Below are 17,057 nucleotides of genomic sequence, written 5' to 3' on the forward strand. Positions count from 1 at the left end.
GGCGCCGTTCGCTCACACGGACAACACCGGGGCGGTGTCGTATAGGGGGGTCGGCCTCAGGCGGCCTTCCGGGCGACGACCTCGATCGCGACGAGATGGTCGCGATACTTGGTGAACACGGACCGCATCTGCAGCACGCGGGCGCGGGCGTCGGAGTCGCGCAGCACGTTGGAGACGAATTTCAGTGTGCCGAGCACACCCTCGTCGGCGACGATCCGCGACGGGTCCAGCAACTTCATCGGGGCGAAGCCGACGACGTCCACCTCGAATCCGGCCTCGGCGAGCAGGTCCTTCCACTCCTGCGCGGTCAGCGGGCGGGCGTTGACCTTGATGGAGCGCGCCAGCGCCTTTCGGATCTCGGTCTTGACCTCGTCGTCGACGCTGTCCGGTTCGATCGCGAGTTCGTGGATGACGTAGCGGCCGCCGGCGCGCAGCACCCGGTGCGCCTCGGCGGCGATCTCCGCCTTGTGCTTGTCCGTCTGCATCGTCAGCATGGCCTCGCCGACGACGACGTCGACCGACGAATCACCGAGGCCGGTCTTCGCGGCGTCACCGGATACGACCGTCCCGTTGCCGGAGATCGCGCGGCGGGTCAGATCGGCTGCGTGCGGATCGGATTCGACGCCGGTGTAGCTCTTCGGCCCGGCGGCGACGATGTCCTGCGCGGTGCGGCCGAGGCCGGGCGCGAGTTCGACGACGTCGGCCCCGCCGATCTGCGCGTCGGCGAGCATCCGCTCGGTCAGTTCCTTGCCGCCCGGACGCAGAACCCGCTTGCCCAGCCGCGCGAGCAGCCAGTGTCCCGGCACGTGTGCGGCGTCGCGTTCGGCGAGTGGGAGTTCTCCCGAGCCGGGTCCTGCGGTGCGGTTGTCGTCGGTCATGTCGTCCCCAAATCAGCTTAGGCTTACTTTAGAGGAATAATGTACGGTAATTTCCGCCGAGTGGGAACACCCCCGGAGACGCCGAGTGGCGGCGCCCCACCGGGGACGCCGCCACTGCCGGAGACGCCGGCAATCCTGCTGTCGTCATCCTTCCCTTCGGCCGAGCGAATGTATCGTTCGTCTCCGTCAACCGACCGAGCGTGCCTTTCGCTCGGGCACAAGGGAGGGGTTCGCCTGTCAGCTCGGCTGCGACACCTCCGCCAGGCGCGACCGCAAATCGGTCTTGAGGATCTTGCCCGCCGCCGACGTCGGCAGCGCGTCCAACACCACGACGTCGCGGATCTTCTTGTAGGGCAACACCTGTTCCGCGACGAATGCCATGAGCGCGACCTCGTCGATGTCGGCGCCGTCGCGGGGCACCACGAACGCGACCGGCTCCTGCCCGACCGCCCCGACGTCGCGGCCGATCACCGCCGCCGTCGACACCGCCGGGTGCGAGACCAGGATCTCCTCGAGCTCACGCGGATACACGTTGTAGCCCTTGTAGATCAGCATGTCCTTCGCGCGGTCCGCGATGAACACGTAGCCGTCCTCGTCCCGGTAGGCGATGTCACCGGTGTCGAGCCACCCGTCGACGTACTGCTGCGCAGTGATCTCGGGATGATTCAGGTAGCCGTCGGTGACCTGCGGTCCGCGCACCCACAGCACACCGTGCTCACCGGGCCCGACGACCTCGGTCGTGTCGCCCTGCGCACGGATCTGCACCACGGTGTCGAAGATCGGGATGCCGACACTGCCGAGGCGGTAGTCCGTGCCGACGCCCAGCGGATTGGCGGTGACCACGCACGTCGCCTCGGTCAGGCCGTAGCCCTCGGTGACGCGCGCGTTGGGGAACGCCGCGACCAGGGCGTCGAGGGTGCCGCGGTCGATCGGCGCGGCACCGGACGAGACGACCCGCACCGATGAGGTGTCGCGGACGGCGACATCCGGGTGGGTGGCGAGCGAATGCCACATCGCGGGGCTGCCCGTGACATAGCTCGCCTCGTGCCGCTCGATGAGCTCGAGCATGCGCGCGGGATCGAAGCGGCCCGCCATCACCTGCGTCAACCCGCACATCAGCAGGAACGACGTGTTGATCAGCGCGTGCGCGTGGAACAGCGGCGACACCACGACCGTCGAGCCCTTGCCGGGCTGGACCCCGTAGATGTCGAGTTCCTCGATCGGCTCGAGCGTGACCAGGCCGTCGGGGGTCTCCGCCACGGCGTGCCCCGCGCGCCACGCGCACATCTGGGTGACGTTGCCGACGACGTTGCGGTGCAGCACCCGCACGCCCTTCGAGATGCCGGTCGTGCCGCCGGTGAAGGCGAGGTGCGCGACGTCGTCGCCGGTCACCTCGGCCGGCGCGAACCGGGTGGGCTGCCCCGCCGTGAAGGCGTCGAACCCGACGACCGTGCCGTCGGCGACGACACCGTCCCCGGCGACGACGACCGTCGTGAGCGACGTGCCTTCGGCGGCGTCCCGCAGGGTCTGCGCCTGCGCGGGCTGGCTGACACCGACGACCGCGCCGGTCTCCTCGATCTGGCGGCGCAGACCCGGCTGCGGCTGCAGCGGGTTGACCGGGGTGACGGTCGCGCCGGCCCGCAGCGTGCCGTAGTAGGCGACGACGAACTCGATGCAGTTGCCGATGTGCAGCAGCACCACATCGCGCGGACGCACCCCCGAGGCGGCGAGGGCGTTCGCGAACTGCGCGGACCGCTCGTCGAGTTCGCGGTATGTGCAGGTGCGGTCACCGTCGACGACGGCGAGCCGATCCCCGTAGCGCGCACCCATGCTCGGCGCCCACACGGCCATGGACACCTGAGGGTAGGCCAGGTGCTTTTCGGTGAGTGTCTCGAGATCCATTGCGATACAGCCGTTACCGCGGTGCCATGCGGATGGCACCGTCGAGGCGGATGGTCTCGCCGTTGATGTAGCCGTTCTCGAGGATCGACGCGGCGAGGCGGCCGAATTCGTCGGGGCGGCCCAGGCGGGACGGGTTCGGGACGGTCGCTTCGAGCGACGCGCGCACGTCCTCGCGCAGACGGGCGAGCAGCGGGGTGTCCATGATGCCGGGGGCGATCGTGTTGACCCGGATGCCCTTGCTGGCCAGGTCACGGGCGGCGACGATCGTCATGCCGACGATGCCCGCCTTCGACGCCGAATAGTTGATCTGCCCGATCTGCCCTTCGAACGCCGCGACCGAGGCGGTCATGACGACCGCGCCGCGCTCACCGTCGATCGGCTCGAGCTGTGCCATCCGCTCGGCACCGAGGCGCAGCGCGTTGAACGAGCCGATGAGGTTGAGCCGGATCACGAACTCGAAGTCTTCGAGCGACCCGGCCTTGCCTTCCTTGTCGAGCACGCGCATCTTGCGGCCGGCACCGGCACAGTGGACGACGCCGCGCAGTCCGCCGCGCTCGTGCGCCACGTCCAGGGCAGCGGCGAACTGGTCGGCGTCGGTGACATCGGCGGGTGCGAAAACCGCACCGTCACCGAGTTCGGCCGCGACGTCCGCGCCGTTGGAGCCGGGCAGGTCGATGAGGGTGACGGAGCCGCCCGCGTCGAGGACGCGGCGCGCGGTGGCGAGGCCGAGGCCCGAGGCGCCACCGGTGATCGCGATCGAAAGTCCCTTGAGTTCCATGGTGTTCGATTTCCTTCGGTCGATGCGGGGTCGGTCAGAGCAGTTCGAGGATGGTGGCGTTCGCCATGCCGCCGGCCTCGCACATGGACTGCAGGCCGTAACGGATTCCGTTGTCGCGCATGTGGTGCACGAGACGCGTCAGGAGGATCGCACCGGAGCCGCCGAGCGGGTGGCCGACGCCGATGGCGCCGCCGAGCGGGTTGAGACGGTCCAGCTTCGCGCCGGTTTCGGCTTGCCAGGCGAGCGGCACCGGCGCGAACGCCTCGTTGATCTCGAATGCGCCGATGTCGTCGATGGTCAGACCGGAACGCTTCAGTGCCTTCTCGGTCGCGGGGATCGGGCCGGTGAGCATGACGACCGGGTCGTCGGCGGCGACGACGGCGGTGTGGATCCGCGCCAGCGGGGTCCAGCCCTGCGCCGCAGCGTATTCGCTGGTGGTGATGAGCAGGGCGCCGGCACCGTCGGAGATCTGCGAGGAGTTGCCGGCGTGGATCACACCGTCCTCCTTGAACACGGTCTTGAGCTTGCCGAGCGACTCGAGGGTGCCGCCGCGGCGGATGCCCTCGTCGGCGGTGAGGTCACCGACCGGGGCGAGCTGGCCGGCGAAGGCTCCCGCGGCGGTGGCGATCGCGGACAGTTCGTGCGAGCGCAGCGAGAACTCGTCGAGCGCGGTGCGCGAGAAGCCCCACTTCTCGGCCATCATCTCGGCGCCGATGCCCTGGCTGAAGCTCTCGACACCGAAGCGGTCGCGCACGTTCTGCGGGAAATGCTGGCCGTCCTTGCTGGCGCTGCCCATGGGCACGCGGCTCATCGACTCGACACCACCGGCGACCACGACGTCGTTCTGCCCGGAGATGACGGTCGCGGCCGCGAAGGACACGGCCTGCTGGGCCGACCCGCACGCGCGGTTGATCGTGGTGGCGGGCACGGTGACCGGCCATCCGGCCGCGAACACTGCGCTGCGCGAGACGATTCCGGCCTGATCGCCGACCTGGCTCACGCACCCCCACTGGACGTCGTCGATCGTGGCGGGGTCGAGGCCGGTCCGTTCGGCGAGCGCCGTCAGCACGTGTGCGGACAGGTTGACGGGGTGGATCTCGGACAGTGCGCCACCACGACGCCCGATGGGAGTCCGGACGGCGTCGACGATCACGGCATCGCGCATGCGAATCGGTCCTTTGCTGTTGCGGGACACGGTTGCCGGGCAACCGTGAGGGGAAACGACGACCGGCCGGGTGGTGGTCCTCACATCGAGGAGACCACGCACCCGGCCGGTGAGGGAAAGTCTTTCGGCGGAAGCTTCCGTTAGGTGGAAGCTATGCCCGTGCCCGTCAGGCTTCGCCGCGGATGATCTTGCGGTCGCGCTCCGGGTTGGCGAACACCAGCACCAGGATCGCTGCGATCGCACCGAGGACACCGATGACCTGGAACGACGTGGCATAGCCGACAGCCGGGGATTCGGCGTTGTCGACGATCACACCGGTCGCGTACGGGGCGACGAGGCCACCGATCGCCATGAGCGCGAGGAACACACCCATCGTGCCGGCGGTCTGCTGCGGCGGGCACAGTTCGGAGATCGCTGCGTTGATCAGCGGGAAGACGATCGCGCCGAAGGCGTAACCGATGGACACCGCCGCGACCGCGAGAGCCGGGGTGCCGATGTACGGCAGGAAGATGAGCACGGAACCGCAGATGAGGACGCCGACGCAGGGCACGATGATCCGCACGACGCGGGAGCTGTAGCCCTTGCCGATCAGGCGGTCGGTGATCGTGCCGGAGGTCACCATCAGGAACAGGCCGATCACGGAGGGCAACGCGAACATCGAGCCGGCTTGCATCTGGCTGTAGCCGAGGCCCACCTGGAAGTACGACGGCAGCCAGGTGAGGACGACGGTGGTCAGTGCGTAGATGACGATGATGAGCGCAGCGCAGCTCAGGAACGTGCGGGTGAGGAAGATCTTCTTCCACGGAACCGACGGCTCGGTCGACGCGGTCTCGGCGCCGCCACCCTTGACGGCGGTCGCGGTGTAGGGGCCTTCCTTCCAGCCCGTGAGCCACAGCAGGACCCATGCCGCACCGAGGATCGACAGTGCGATCAGCGCCATCTTCCAGCCGTACTGGACCGTGATGAACGTGAGCACGGGTGCGAGTGCGATCTTGGCGACCGACGCGGAACCGGCGAGGAGCGCGCCCGGCAGGCCACGCTTGGCCGGCGGGTGCCACGAGTAGGTGGCGGTGTGCATGAGGGCCGAACTCGGTCCCTCGGCGAGGCCGAGGAGCATTCGGCACACGACCAGCATCGCGAGCGACGCGGAGACGACGAGCGGGAGCATGACGACCGACCAGACGATGCCGAGTGCGAGCAGCGCCCACCGGAGGGTCATGTACTTGTTGAGCGGACCCGCGAGGAACCCGCCGATCGTGAACGTCACGAAGAAGAGCGAACCGACCAGGCCGATCTGCGACGACGTGAGTCCGAGCTCGGTTTTCAGCGGCTGCGCGATGATGCCGAGCACGGCCTTGTCGGCGTAGTTGACGACGTAGAGGAAGATGACCAGCCCGGTCATCCCCCACGCACGGCCGGGGGTCACCTTGAAGACGGGGGCTTTCGCCCCGGCAGCATCGGGGGTGCCCGATCTGCCGTTCACAATTTCGCCTGTGGTCACTGGAGAGTCCCTTCAGAACTCGGAGGGTGCGACGCGGGGAACGTGCCCCGGCATCTACGTGGAACGTCACGCCTGGCGTCGGACTCATTGAACGTGACCCATCTCACCGACCGCAAAGTGCAGTCCGTGAACGGACCGATCACCGCTGCCTATGAAAGACCACAACGGAATCTGATATCGGTATGCACCTCGTCTCTGTGCCGGGACCCAGCTTATTGGTCTGCGCTAACCGTCCGATAGCCGATCGGTCCTGGTCCCGCACGCGAAAGGTGTTGCATTCTGACGGGGCAATCGGTTCGGGACACGTGTGCCCGGACCTCGTGACGAGGACAGGCAACGCATGAACTCCACCGCTTCCACCGACGAGCTCCCGTCGTCCACGGCACCCCTGGCCGGTGTGCGCGTGGTCGAGGTGTCGAGCTTCGTGGCCGCGCCGTTGTGCGGAATGACCCTCGCCGCTCTCGGCGCCGACGTGATCCGCATCGACCCGATCGGCGGGGCCGCCGACTACAAGCGCTGGCCGCTGACCGGCGACGGCGAGTCGATCTACTGGGCGAACCTGAACAAGGGCAAGCGCTCGTTCGCCGCAGACTTCCGTGATCCGAACGCGCACAAGCTCATCCGTGACCTGATCATCGACGCGGGGATCGTCGTCACGAACGCCGCCGGCCGCGCGTGGCTGGACTACGACGAGCTCGCCGCGATCCGCCCCGACCTGATCCACGTGCAGGTGCTCGGGCGTGCCGACGGCACCGGCGCCGTCGACTACACCGTCAACGCCGCAGCCGGATTCCCTCAGGTCACCGGACCCGAAAACCTCGACGGCCCCGTCAACCACGTGCTGCCCGCCTGGGACGTCGCGTGCGGACTCTACGCCGCGCTGTCCGTCGCGTCCGCGGTGTACCGCCGCGAAATCACCGGCGCCGGAACCAAGATCGTTCTTCCGCTCGAGGACGTCGCGTTCGCAACCGTCGGCAATCTCGGCTACATCGCCGAGGCGCAACTGGGCCTGACCGGCCGCGGCCGCGTCGGCAATGCGGTCTACGGCACCTACGGCGCCGACTTCGCCGCCTCCGACGGGGCCCGGTTCATGATCGTCGCGCTGACCCCCCGGCACTTCCGAGACCTGACCGAGCTGACCGGCACCACCGCCGCGGTGGCCGCGGTCGAAGCCGCGCTCGGCGCCGACTTCCGCGACGAAGGCGAACGCTACAAGCATCGCGCCGTGCTGAACGGCCTGTTCGCACCGTGGTTCGGCACCCGCACCGGCGCCGAGGTCGAGGCCGCACTCGACGGCACCTCCATCCTGCACGAGCGCTACCGCAGCTTCGCCGAGCTCGCCGCCGACCCGCGCGTGACCGGCAACCCGATGTTCCAGGAGCTCGAGCAGCCGCGTATCGGCACCTACTCCGCGGCGAGTACCCCCATGTCGTTCGACGGCGTGCACCCGGCCGTGCGCCCCGCCCCCGCCAACGGCGACGACACCGCCGACGTGCTCGTCGAGCACCTCGGCCTCACCGACGACGAAGTCGACGCCCTCGCCGCCGCCGGCACCGTCCGCATCAACGAAAAGGATCGCGCATGACCCGCCTCGCCCAGACGATCGGCCTGACCGAGTTCCAGACCGAAATCCTGGACACCGTCCGCACCTTCGTCGATCGCGAGATCATCCCGAACGCACAGGAACTCGAGCATTCGGACACTTACCCGCAGGCGATCGTCGACCAGATGCGGGAGATGGGCCTGTTCGGCCTGATGATCCCCGAGGAGTACGGCGGCCTGGGCGAGTCGCTGCTCACCTACGCGTTGTGCGTCGAGGAACTCGCCCGCGGCTGGATGAGCGTATCCGGGGTCATCAACACCCACTTCATCGTCGCGTACATGCTCCGCCAGCACGGCACCGATGAGCAGAAGAACTACTACCTGCCGAAGATGGCCACCGGCGAGACCCGCGGCGCCTTCTCCATGTCCGAGCCCGAGCTCGGCTCGGACGTCGCGGCGATCCGCACCAAGGCCAAGCGCGACGGCAACGGCGACTACGTCATCAACGGGCAGAAGATGTGGCTGACCAACGGGGGCAGCTCCACGCTCGTCGCCGCGCTGGTCAAGACGGAGGAAGGTGCCGACAAGCCGCACCAGAACCTGACGACCTTCCTGGTCGAGAAGCCCGCCGGCTTCGGCGAGGTGGTCCCGGGTGTCACCATCCCCGGCAAGATCGACAAGATGGGCTACAAGGGCATCGACACCACCGAGCTCGTCTTCGACAACTACCGGGCCAAGGCCACCGACGTCCTCGGCGGCACCCCGGGCAAGGGCTTCTTCCAGATGATGGACGGTGTCGAGGTCGGCCGCGTCAACGTCTCCGCCCGCGCGTGCGGTGTCGCGATCCGCGCGTTCGAGCTCGCCGCGCAGTACGCCCAGCAGCGCACCACCTTCGGCAAGCCCATCGCGCAGCACCAGGCGATCGCGTTCTCCCTCGCGGAGATGGCCACCAAGGTCGAGGCCGCCCACCTGATGATGGTCAACGCCGCGCGCCTGAAGGACTCGGGCGAGCGCAACGACGTCGCCGCCGGGATGGCCAAGTACCTCACCAGCGAGTACTGCTCGGAGGTCACCCAGGCGAGCTTCCGCATCCACGGCGGCTACGGCTACTCCAAGGAATACGAGATCGAGCGGCTCATGCGCGAGGCCCCGTTCCTGCTCATCGGCGAAGGCACCAGCGAGATCCAGAAGACGATCATCAGCAAGGGTGTACTGCGCAGCTACGCACTGTAATTCGACCCAGCATTCGAACGGCCCACACGAGAGGGAGATCGACCGTGCAGCGTACGGTGTTCAACGAAGATCACGAGGCGTTCCGGGAAACGGTGCGCGATTTCATCGCGAAAGAAGTCGCACCGGTCTACCACGAGTGGGAAGCCGACGGGCATCCCCCGCGCAAGTTCTACAACCGGCTCGGCGAACTGGGCATCCTCGGCATCCAGGCGCCGGAGGAGTTCGGCGGCGGCGGCGAGTCGTCCATCAAGTTCAATGCGGTTGTCGCCGAGGAGTGCTCGGCCGCCGGTGTCACCTTCGGGTCGTACTCGGTGCACTCGAATCTCATCCTGCCGTACCTCATGGAGTACGGAACCGATGAGCAGAAGCAGCGCTGGATCCCCGGATTCTGTTCCGGCGACCTGATGTTCGCGATCGCCATGACGGAGCCGGGTACCGGATCCGACCTGGCGAACATCGCCACCACGGCGAAGCTGTCGGAGGACGGCTCGCACTACGTGATCAACGGCGCGAAGACCTTCATCACCGGCGGCGCCCTGGCCGACCGCATCCTCACGGTGTGCCGCACCTCGCCGTTCGATCCGGAGAACCGGCGTGCCGGCCTGTCGATCCTCGTCGTCGACACCACCACCGAGGGATTCGCGGTGGGCCGCAAGCTCAACAAGATCGGCCTGAAGACCTCCGACACCGCGGAGCTGTCGTACTCCGACGTCAAGGTCCCGGTCGCGGACCTGCTCGGCGAAGAGGGCAAGGGCTTCCAGTACCTGACCCACAACCTCGCGCAGGAGCGCCTCACCATCGCGTTCGGCGCATCGGCGACCGCGGCGGCCGCGGTGCAGCACGCCATTGCATACACCAAGGACCGCAAGGTGTTCGGGAAGCCGGTCGCCGCGTTCCAGAACACGAAGTTCGTGCTCGCCGAATGCTCCACGGAGCTGCAGGCGGTCCAGCTGATGGTCGACAACGCGCTCGAACTGCACGACCGCGGTGAGCTCACCGTGCCGGACGCGGCCCGGGCGAAGTTGTTCGGCACCGAGGCGGCCGGGCGGATCATCGACAAGTGCCTGCAGCTGCACGGCGGCTACGGCTACATCCTCGAGTACCCGATCGCGCGCCTGTACGCCGACACGCGTGTCAGCCGCATCTACGGCGGCACCAGCGAGGTCATGAAGACGATCATCGCCAAGGACATCGGCCTGTAGACCACCCACTGCAGACGACGAGATTCGGCCCCGGGCTGCCACACGCGGCCCGGGGCCGAGTCGTGTCGCAACGCGTCCATCCGGCAGCACGGAGCCGACCGGGCACACCCGGGCCGCACCCGCTATTGTTTCGCGCCATGCGACTGCTCGAGAAATCGAAACGGGTCATCGAGGCCCAATTGAGCAACACCAGCATCCGCGCGCTGTCGGGGTCCATGGTGGCCTACGAAGGTCAGGTGACCTTCAAGTCGGCCGGGTTCGGCGGGGGTGAGGGCGTGCTCGCGGGTCTGCGGCAGCGCGCGACCGGCGAGGGACTGTCGCTGATGGAGGCCAGCGGCACCGGCGTCGTCTACCTCGCGCACCAGGCCCGGAACGTGACCGTGCTCGAACTGAACAACGAGACGCTCCAGGTCGAATCCGAGCAGCTGCTGGCGCTGAACGGGAACCTCACCACCAACGTCACGTTCGCGGGGGTCCGTGGCGGCATGAGCGGCCAGGGCCTGTTCACCACGACGGTGACCGGCAGCGGACAGGTCGCGCTGCTGTCGGCGGGCGGGCCGCTGATCCACCTCGAGGTCTCGCCCCAGTACCCGCTCGTCGTCGACCCGGACGCCTTCGTCTGCGCGAAGGGGCAGTTGACGCAGTCGTTCGTCACCGACGTCTCCTGGCGGTCCGCGATCGGCCAGGGCAGCGGCGAGGCGTTCTCGCTCAAGTGGGACGGGATGGGTGTCGTGTCCATTCAACCGGCAGAACGGTAGAAGACGATGACTTTCACGAAGGTCAACAACAAGGTCGTCCGCGTCGATCTGAACCAGTCGGGGCCGATCGTCGCACGCCGCGGCGCCATGCTCTTCTACACGGGCGCAGTTCATTTCACTCCGCATCAGGTGCCCGGTGGCGGCGGCATGCCCGGCGGCCTCGGCGGGATCGCGTCCATGGCCGGACGCATGATGCAGGGCGAACACGAGTCGACGATGATCGCGCAGGGCAACGGGGTCGTGCACTACGGATTCCGCGGGCTCGAGACCCACATCGTGGACATGTCCACCGGGGGCGAACTGCGGGTCGAGGCGTCGCGACTGCTCGCGCACACCTCCGGCCTGCAGAGCGCGGTCGTGCAGGCGTCCGCCGCACCGGCGGCCGCGGGTGGCGGTGGCGGCGGCCTGCTCGGTGCGCTGCGCGGCGCTGCCACCGGAATGGTCACGGGCACAGGAATGTTCACGACCCAGCTGTCCGGCTACGGCGCGGCTGTACTGCTCGCCCACGGTGGGGTCATCGAGCTGCAGGTCGGCGGGCCGGCGCCGGTGTTCGTCGATCCGCAATCGTTCGTCGCGGCGCTGGGCCCGGTACGCACCGACCTCAAGTCGACGATGAGCTGGCGCAACGCCGGCCGCACCGGCGGCGAGAGTCTGCAACTCGAGTGCACCGGACAGGGCATCGTCTACGTGCAGGCATCGGAGGAGAAGCTTTGAGTGTCGTCCTGAATCCGTCGCATCTCGTCGGCAACGACAACGTGCCCGGCAACGGCTACGCGTACTGCATCGATCTGCAGAGCCCGTGGTTCCTGTCGAAGGGCGCGATGATCGCCTACTACGGCCAGATCCAGTTCACCGCGCTCACCCACGGGCTGCAGGGGCAGCTGCTGCACATGGTGGCCCAGCAGTTCTCGGCGCCTCTGCACCTCGGTGACTACGTGGTCGCCGAGGGCTACGGGAAACTGATCCTCGGCGACCGCGGCTACGACATCAACTCCTACGACCTCGACGACGGCAACCTGACCATCCGGGCCGCGAACCTGCTCGCGTTCGAGCCGGGGTTGTCGCTGAACCAGTCGATCGTGCCGGGCTTCCTCACGTTGATCGGAACGGGGAAATTCCTGGCGTCGTCGAACGGGCCGGTGATCTTCGCGGAGCCGCCGCTGCGGGTGGATCCGGAGGCGCTGGTGGGCTGGGCCGACTGCCCGTCGCCGAGCCACCACTTCGACGAGGCCTGGGTCACCGGGTACGTCGCGGCCGGGGCGCGCATGTTCGGTGTGCAGTCCGGTGAGGAGCGGCAGTTCGATTTCACCGGAGCGGGGACGGTGCTCATCCAGTCCAGCGAGAAGGTGATCGACGACAGTTCGGTGGTCCGGATGATCGAAGGGCAGTTGCCGGGGCTGACCAACAGCGGCCTGCAGCGCATCAATCATTCCGTGTCGTCGCAACTGCAACAGCAGCAACAGTTCTGATCCCAACCTGGGTGAGAGCTGGGCATTGTGCCGAGGCATCTCCGTCGCGATGTGATTACGATCACAGGATAGCCAGACCTTAGTGCGGTAAGGTTTGGGGAACCTAAGTATTTGTCGCTCCGGATTGGTCGCCTCCATGTACGTCTGCAGCTGCCACGCTCTCACTCACAATCACATCGAGGCCGAGATCGCCGCCGGCGCGCGTTGCACCCGGGAAATCAGCGCGGCATGCCGGGCCGGAACCGACTGTGGCGGTTGCGTACGCAATATCTCCGCGATCCTGCGGGCTGCGCGTCAGAGTGAGACGATCGAACTCGAGACCGCCGTGTAGCCAGCCCCTACCCGGCGGTGAACTCGATGGTTCCACCCCGGGAGGTGCCGTGAAGGGCGACAAGAAGGTCCTGGAGTTTCTCAACGAGCAGTTGACTGCCGAACTCACCGCGATCAACCAGTATTTCCTGCACTCGAAGATGCAGGACAACCTCGGCTGGGCGAAGCTCGCGTCCCACACACGCGCCGAGTCGTTCGAGGAGATGCGCCACGCCGAGACGCTCACCGACCGCATCCTGTTCCTCGACGGACTGCCCAACTATCAGCGGCTCGGTTCGATCCGCATCGGGCAGACGGTGAAGGAGATGTTCGAGGCCGACATGCAGGTGGAGATCGAGGCACGCGACCGCCTGCGCAAGGGAGCCGAGTACATGCGCTCGGTCAGCGACATCACGTCGGCGAACATCTTCGAGTCCATCCTCGCCGAAGAGGAAGAACACATCGACTACCTGGAGACGCAGCTCGGACTGCTCGAGCAGCTGGGTGAGCCGCTGTACATCTCCGTGCACGTTTCCCCGCCGGAGTGACCGACCCGAGGGCCGCCGCAGTCGTTGACTGCGCAACCATATCGCGTATCCTGGCAGTATGGATTCTCCGCGGTGGCTCGACGACAGCGAGCAGCACGCCTGGCGCGCCTATCTCGACGCCACGCGGCTGCTCATGGCGGCCCTCGACCGGCAACTGACGCGCGATTCCAAGATTTCGCTCACCGACTTCGAACTTCTCGTCGCCCTGTCCGAGGCGCCCGGCCGCCGCATGCGCATGAGCGTCCTCGCCGATGTCGTGGTCACGACCCGCAGCGGAGCCACCCGCGCAATCAGCCGTCTCGTCGACGCAGGCTGGGTCCGCCGGGTCGAATGCCCCGAGGACAAGCGCGGCACACTCGCCGAACTGACCGACGAAGGTGCCGCCAAGCTCGCCGAGGCCAGCCCCGGCCACGTGGAGGCGGTGCGTTCGAGTATGTTCGACCTGCTCAGCGAGGAAGACGTCACGCGGTTCGGCGAATCCTTCACCGCGATGCGCAATCACCTGCTCGGAAACGGCTAGGGAGGAAGATGAGCGACTCATCCGTGATCGCCGTCCACAATGCGGACCGGCAGCGATACGAGCTCCGCGACGGCGACACCGTCATCGGCTACACCCAGTACCACCCGGACGGCGACGTCCAGCTCGTGTTCGACCACACCGAGGTTGACGGCGCCTACTCGGGCAAGGGGTTGTCCGGCAAGCTCGTGCGCTTCGCACTCGACGACGTGCGCGACCGCGGCAAGCGGATCGTCCCGATCTGCCCCTTCGTGCACTCCTACATCGAGAAGCATCCCGAATACCAGGACATCGCCGACTGATCCTGCGCGTGCGGGCACACCGAAGCCGTGCGCGCGGACAATGGCCGCATGACCGAACGCAAGCGTCCGGACGTCACCTTCGAGTCGTGGGTCGAGCGGCAGATCCGCGTCGCGCAGGAACGCGGCGATTTCGACAATCTGCCCGGCGCGGGCAAGCCGATTCCCCACTACGACGACGACGAACTGTGGTGGGTCAAGGACTACCTGCGCCGGGAAGGACTGTCCGCCGAGGCGCTGCTGCCGCCCCCGCTGCAACTGCGCAAGGAGATCGAACGGCTGCCGGAGGTCGTGCGGGACATCCCGACCGAGGACGGTGTGCGCGAAGTTGTCGCCGAGCTGAACCGGCGCGTCGCCGACTGCCTGCGCGCACCCGACCGGCTGCCCGTGCCGCTGCACCTCGTCGACGCCGACGACACGGTGCGGAGGTGGCGCGCGGATCGGCGTGCCGCGTCGGCCCTGCGTGCGGAGCCGCCCACGGCACAGCGTGCGGAGCCGCCCACGGCACAGCGTGCGGAGCCGCCCACGGCACAGCCCGGGTCGTCCGTCCCCGGGCACAGGCCGTGGTGGCGGCGGCTGTTCGCTTCCGGGTGAGCAGCCCGGGCTCCGCCGCGATGAGTTCCGCTCCGGTCTCCGGTCTGTTCCTCGTGCGAGGTCACGGCATCCGGCCGTGCCCGTGCAAACGAGGAGGGGACATGAGCGCACCCACGATCGGCAGCATCCTTCTGTCCAGCAGCAATCCCGAACGGCTGCGCGACTGGTACGTCGCGGCGCTGTCGCCGAAGTGCGAGCGCACACCGGGCGAGCCCGGGTACGACGTGCTCGACTTCAACGGCTTCTACGTCATGCTCGACCGGCGTGACGACGTCGGCGGCGAGAACCCCCAGCCCGGCCGGCTGATCCTCAACGTCGAGGTCGTCGACGCTCCGGCGATCGCGGCGCGGCTCGACGACCTCGGTGCGACGTGGCTGTCGCCCCTCGAGGACCGCGACGGCAGCTGGTTCGGCACGGTGGTGGACCCGGACGGCAACTACGTGCAGCTGATCGAGCTGAGCGATCGGGCGCGCGCCGAAATGAGCTGAACGCGCCGGTCGGTCATCGCCGCACGAGGCCCGCGACCATGCGGTCGACCGCCCCGACACTGAGCACCTGATCCAGCGTCATGGAGGCGCACCCGATCATCCCGGACCGGTCACCGTACGCCCAGGGCAGGATCTGCAGCGTCTGTGTTGCTGTGGAAATCGCGTTGCCGTAGAGGGTTTCACGCATGCCCGCGACGAAGATGTCGTAGGCCCCGGCGATGTCTCCCCCGATGACGAGCGCCTCGGGGTCGAGGAGGTTGACGGCTCCGGCGACCACTTCGCCGATGCGCCTGCCGCTGTCGCGGATCAACCTGCGCGCCTCCGTGTCTCCCGTTCCGGCGAGTTCGACGACGTCGCGGATGTGGGTGACGCTGCGCCCCAGGGCTTCCAGGTCACGGACCAGTGCCCAGCCCCCGGCGACGGCTTCGACACAACCGATGTTGCCGCACCGGCACACAACTCCTTGTGCCGCAGCAATTTTCGTATGGCCGATCTCGCCCACCGCGCCCACCGCACCCCGTTGCAGCACCCCGCCGGAGACGATGCCCGCACGGAGCCCGGTGGACGCCTTGATGAGCAGCATGTCGCGGAACTTGCGCCGCTCGCCGAGGCGTTCGGCCAGGACCATGGCGTTCGCGTCGTTGTCCACGAAAGTCGGCACGGCATCGAGCGCGGCGAAATACGGTTGCAGCGGCACCCCGTCCCACCCGGCCATCGTCGGCGAATTCCGGCTGCAGCCGCGGGCGACGTCGACGGTGCCGGGGAGATTGACACCGATTCCGACGGTGCGAGGCCGCTCGGGGCCCAGGGTGTCGCGCAACGCCGCGAGGCGCGCGACGACGAGCGGCATCAGCTCGGCCGGGTTGCTGCCGATTTCCTGCTCGACATCCTCGGTGCACAACAGCCCGCCGGCGAGGTTGCAGACGGCGAGCTGGGTGCGGCTGCGGCCGATCGCGGCAACCAGGACGATGCCGGCATCGACTCCGAACGTCAGCGTCGCCGGCGGCCGGCCGCCCGTGGACGGACCCTCCTCGCATTCGACGACCAGCCCGAGTGCCTGCAACGCCGAGACCCGGGAGGCGACCGCGGTACGGGAGAGGCCGGTCAGCTGCCCGATCTCGCTTCGGGTGGTCGCGGTGCCTGCACGCACGAGTGCGAACACCTCGCCGGCGGTCGCGGGGGTGAGCGATCGGGTCATACGGGTCATTCAACCAAGGTATGCGGGATCGGCCGGCGGTGCGGCACAGCGGCGCCCAGCCCCTCGGTGCGGCAACAGCGCTCAGTGGAAGATCCGGCTGGTCGCGGTCGCGGTGGCGATGAGCGTGTCGTGTTCGTCCCGGACGGTGATCTCTGCGTGAGTGGTCGTCCCGGTGCGGTGGCTCACGACGGCGCTCGCAGTCAGGTGGCGGCCGGTGGCCGGCGCGATGAAGGTGATGTTCAGGTGGGTGGTGGCCCCGCCGGTGGCCGTCTCCGCCTCGTCGATACCGCTCGCCGACGCCGCTGCGGCCGCGGTGTCGACGAGGGTGGCGATGACACCTCCGTGCAGTACGCCGGGCACCGTGGTGAGGTCGTCCCGGAAGTCCAGGCCGAGCTGAACCCGATCCACCTGTGCGTGCACGGTCCGCAGTCGGAGGTGCTGCGCGACCGGGGAGTTGATGAGCACCCGGTCGATCCAATGCTGGGCCGTGGCGCTCAGTGGTGCGGCGACTGTGGTCACGTTCGTGCTCCTCGTGCGGGGTGACTGGGTCGATCCCAGCCTGCGGCCCCACGAGTCGCGGTGTCGATTACCTCCGAGGTCATGGCTCGACCACCGCGGCACCGCCACGCACACGACGTCGATGCCGACCGGCACCGACGTCGCGCCCGAGCGTCGA

At 68.0% G+C, this 17,057-nt stretch carries 19 protein-coding genes; 12 read left to right on the top strand and 7 right to left on the bottom strand.

The window, feature by feature from the left end:
• Nucleotides 1–56: 56 nt before the first annotated feature.
• The 5 genes from RZ1_RS26685 to RZ1_RS26705 all read right to left on the bottom strand — a co-directional run bounded on the left by RZ1_RS26685 (nt 57) and on the right by RZ1_RS26705 (nt 6,224).
• A complete protein-coding gene (locus tag RZ1_RS26685) occupies nt 57–878 on the bottom strand; it encodes a class I SAM-dependent methyltransferase (protein ID WP_072815645.1) in 822 nt (273 codons plus the stop codon).
• Nucleotides 879–1,115: 237 nt separating this feature from the next.
• Nucleotides 1,116–2,780 (bottom strand): class I adenylate-forming enzyme family protein, encoded by a 1,665-nt coding sequence (locus tag RZ1_RS26690; RefSeq protein WP_072815646.1) that lies wholly within the window; start codon nt 2,778–2,780, stop codon nt 1,116–1,118.
• Between the two features lie 13 nt (nt 2,781–2,793).
• Nucleotides 2,794–3,558, bottom strand: coding sequence for an SDR family NAD(P)-dependent oxidoreductase (locus RZ1_RS26695; RefSeq protein ID WP_072815647.1), 765 nt, complete (start codon nt 3,556–3,558; stop codon nt 2,794–2,796).
• 34 nt (nt 3,559–3,592) lie between these two features.
• The gene (locus RZ1_RS26700) at nt 3,593–4,723 is read right to left on the bottom strand and encodes a thiolase family protein (RefSeq protein WP_072815648.1); all 1,131 of its coding nucleotides are present in this window, start codon (nt 4,721–4,723) and stop codon (nt 3,593–3,595) included.
• A gap of 166 nt (nt 4,724–4,889) precedes the next feature.
• The gene (locus RZ1_RS26705) at nt 4,890–6,224 is read right to left on the bottom strand and encodes an MFS transporter (protein WP_072815649.1); all 1,335 of its coding nucleotides are present in this window, start codon (nt 6,222–6,224) and stop codon (nt 4,890–4,892) included.
• 340 nt (nt 6,225–6,564) lie between these two features.
• Between RZ1_RS26705 and RZ1_RS26710 the strand changes: the two genes are divergently transcribed.
• The 12 genes from RZ1_RS26710 to RZ1_RS26765 all read left to right on the top strand — a co-directional run bounded on the left by RZ1_RS26710 (nt 6,565) and on the right by RZ1_RS26765 (nt 15,183).
• Complete coding sequence (locus RZ1_RS26710) at nt 6,565–7,809, top strand: CoA transferase (RefSeq protein ID WP_072815650.1); 1,245 nt, start codon at nt 6,565–6,567, stop codon at nt 7,807–7,809.
• Entirely contained in the window at nt 7,806–8,999 is a 1,194-nt protein-coding gene (locus RZ1_RS26715; RefSeq protein WP_072815651.1) for an acyl-CoA dehydrogenase family protein, read from the top strand. The genes RZ1_RS26710 and RZ1_RS26715 overlap by 4 nt, the downstream gene beginning before the upstream one ends.
• Before the next feature lie 44 nt (nt 9,000–9,043).
• A complete protein-coding gene (locus RZ1_RS26720) occupies nt 9,044–10,201 on the top strand; it encodes an acyl-CoA dehydrogenase family protein (RefSeq protein ID WP_072815652.1) in 1,158 nt (385 codons plus the stop codon).
• A gap of 137 nt (nt 10,202–10,338) precedes the next feature.
• A complete protein-coding gene (locus RZ1_RS26725) occupies nt 10,339–10,959 on the top strand; it encodes an AIM24 family protein (RefSeq protein ID WP_072815653.1) in 621 nt (206 codons plus the stop codon).
• Nucleotides 10,960–10,965: 6 nt separating this feature from the next.
• Complete coding sequence (locus tag RZ1_RS26730; protein WP_072815654.1) at nt 10,966–11,673, top strand: AIM24 family protein; 708 nt, start codon at nt 10,966–10,968, stop codon at nt 11,671–11,673.
• Nucleotides 11,670–12,428 (top strand): AIM24 family protein, encoded by a 759-nt coding sequence (locus tag RZ1_RS26735; RefSeq protein WP_072815655.1) that lies wholly within the window; start codon nt 11,670–11,672, stop codon nt 12,426–12,428. Before RZ1_RS26730 ends, RZ1_RS26735 begins: the two co-directional genes overlap by 4 nt.
• Nucleotides 12,429–12,564: 136 nt before the next feature.
• Nucleotides 12,565–12,759, top strand: a complete 195-nt coding sequence (locus RZ1_RS26740) for a (2Fe-2S)-binding protein (RefSeq protein ID WP_072815656.1) — start codon at nt 12,565–12,567, stop codon at nt 12,757–12,759.
• Between the two features lie 49 nt (nt 12,760–12,808).
• Entirely contained in the window at nt 12,809–13,285 is a 477-nt protein-coding gene (gene bfr / locus RZ1_RS26745; RefSeq protein ID WP_072815657.1) for a bacterioferritin, read from the top strand.
• A 58-nt stretch (nt 13,286–13,343) separates the two neighbouring features.
• Entirely contained in the window at nt 13,344–13,805 is a 462-nt protein-coding gene (locus RZ1_RS26750; RefSeq protein ID WP_072815658.1) for a MarR family winged helix-turn-helix transcriptional regulator, read from the top strand.
• Between the two features lie 8 nt (nt 13,806–13,813).
• A complete protein-coding gene (locus tag RZ1_RS26755) occupies nt 13,814–14,104 on the top strand; it encodes a GNAT family N-acetyltransferase (protein ID WP_072815659.1) in 291 nt (96 codons plus the stop codon).
• Nucleotides 14,105–14,152: 48 nt separating this feature from the next.
• On the top strand, nt 14,153–14,695 hold the full coding sequence (locus tag RZ1_RS26760; RefSeq protein ID WP_083583933.1) for a DnaJ family domain-containing protein: 543 nt from the start codon (nt 14,153–14,155) through the stop codon (nt 14,693–14,695).
• 101 nt (nt 14,696–14,796) lie between these two features.
• A complete protein-coding gene (locus RZ1_RS26765) occupies nt 14,797–15,183 on the top strand; it encodes a VOC family protein (RefSeq protein ID WP_072815661.1) in 387 nt (128 codons plus the stop codon).
• A 13-nt stretch (nt 15,184–15,196) separates the two neighbouring features.
• Here RZ1_RS26765 and RZ1_RS26770 read toward each other — a convergent pair whose 3' ends face one another.
• Together RZ1_RS26770 and RZ1_RS26775 are read right to left on the bottom strand one after the other, a co-directional pair.
• On the bottom strand, nt 15,197–16,381 hold the full coding sequence (locus RZ1_RS26770) for an ROK family transcriptional regulator (protein ID WP_072815662.1): 1,185 nt from the start codon (nt 16,379–16,381) through the stop codon (nt 15,197–15,199).
• Nucleotides 16,382–16,462: 81 nt separating this feature from the next.
• Nucleotides 16,463–16,900, bottom strand: coding sequence for a PaaI family thioesterase (locus RZ1_RS26775; protein WP_072815664.1), 438 nt, complete (start codon nt 16,898–16,900; stop codon nt 16,463–16,465).
• Nucleotides 16,901–17,057: the final 157 nt, after the last annotated feature.

Origin of the sequence: Rhodococcus zopfii NBRC 100606 = JCM 9919 (genome assembly GCF_001895025.1) — a bacterium.
Classification (GTDB): domain Bacteria; phylum Actinomycetota; class Actinomycetes; order Mycobacteriales; family Mycobacteriaceae; genus Rhodococcus; species Rhodococcus zopfii.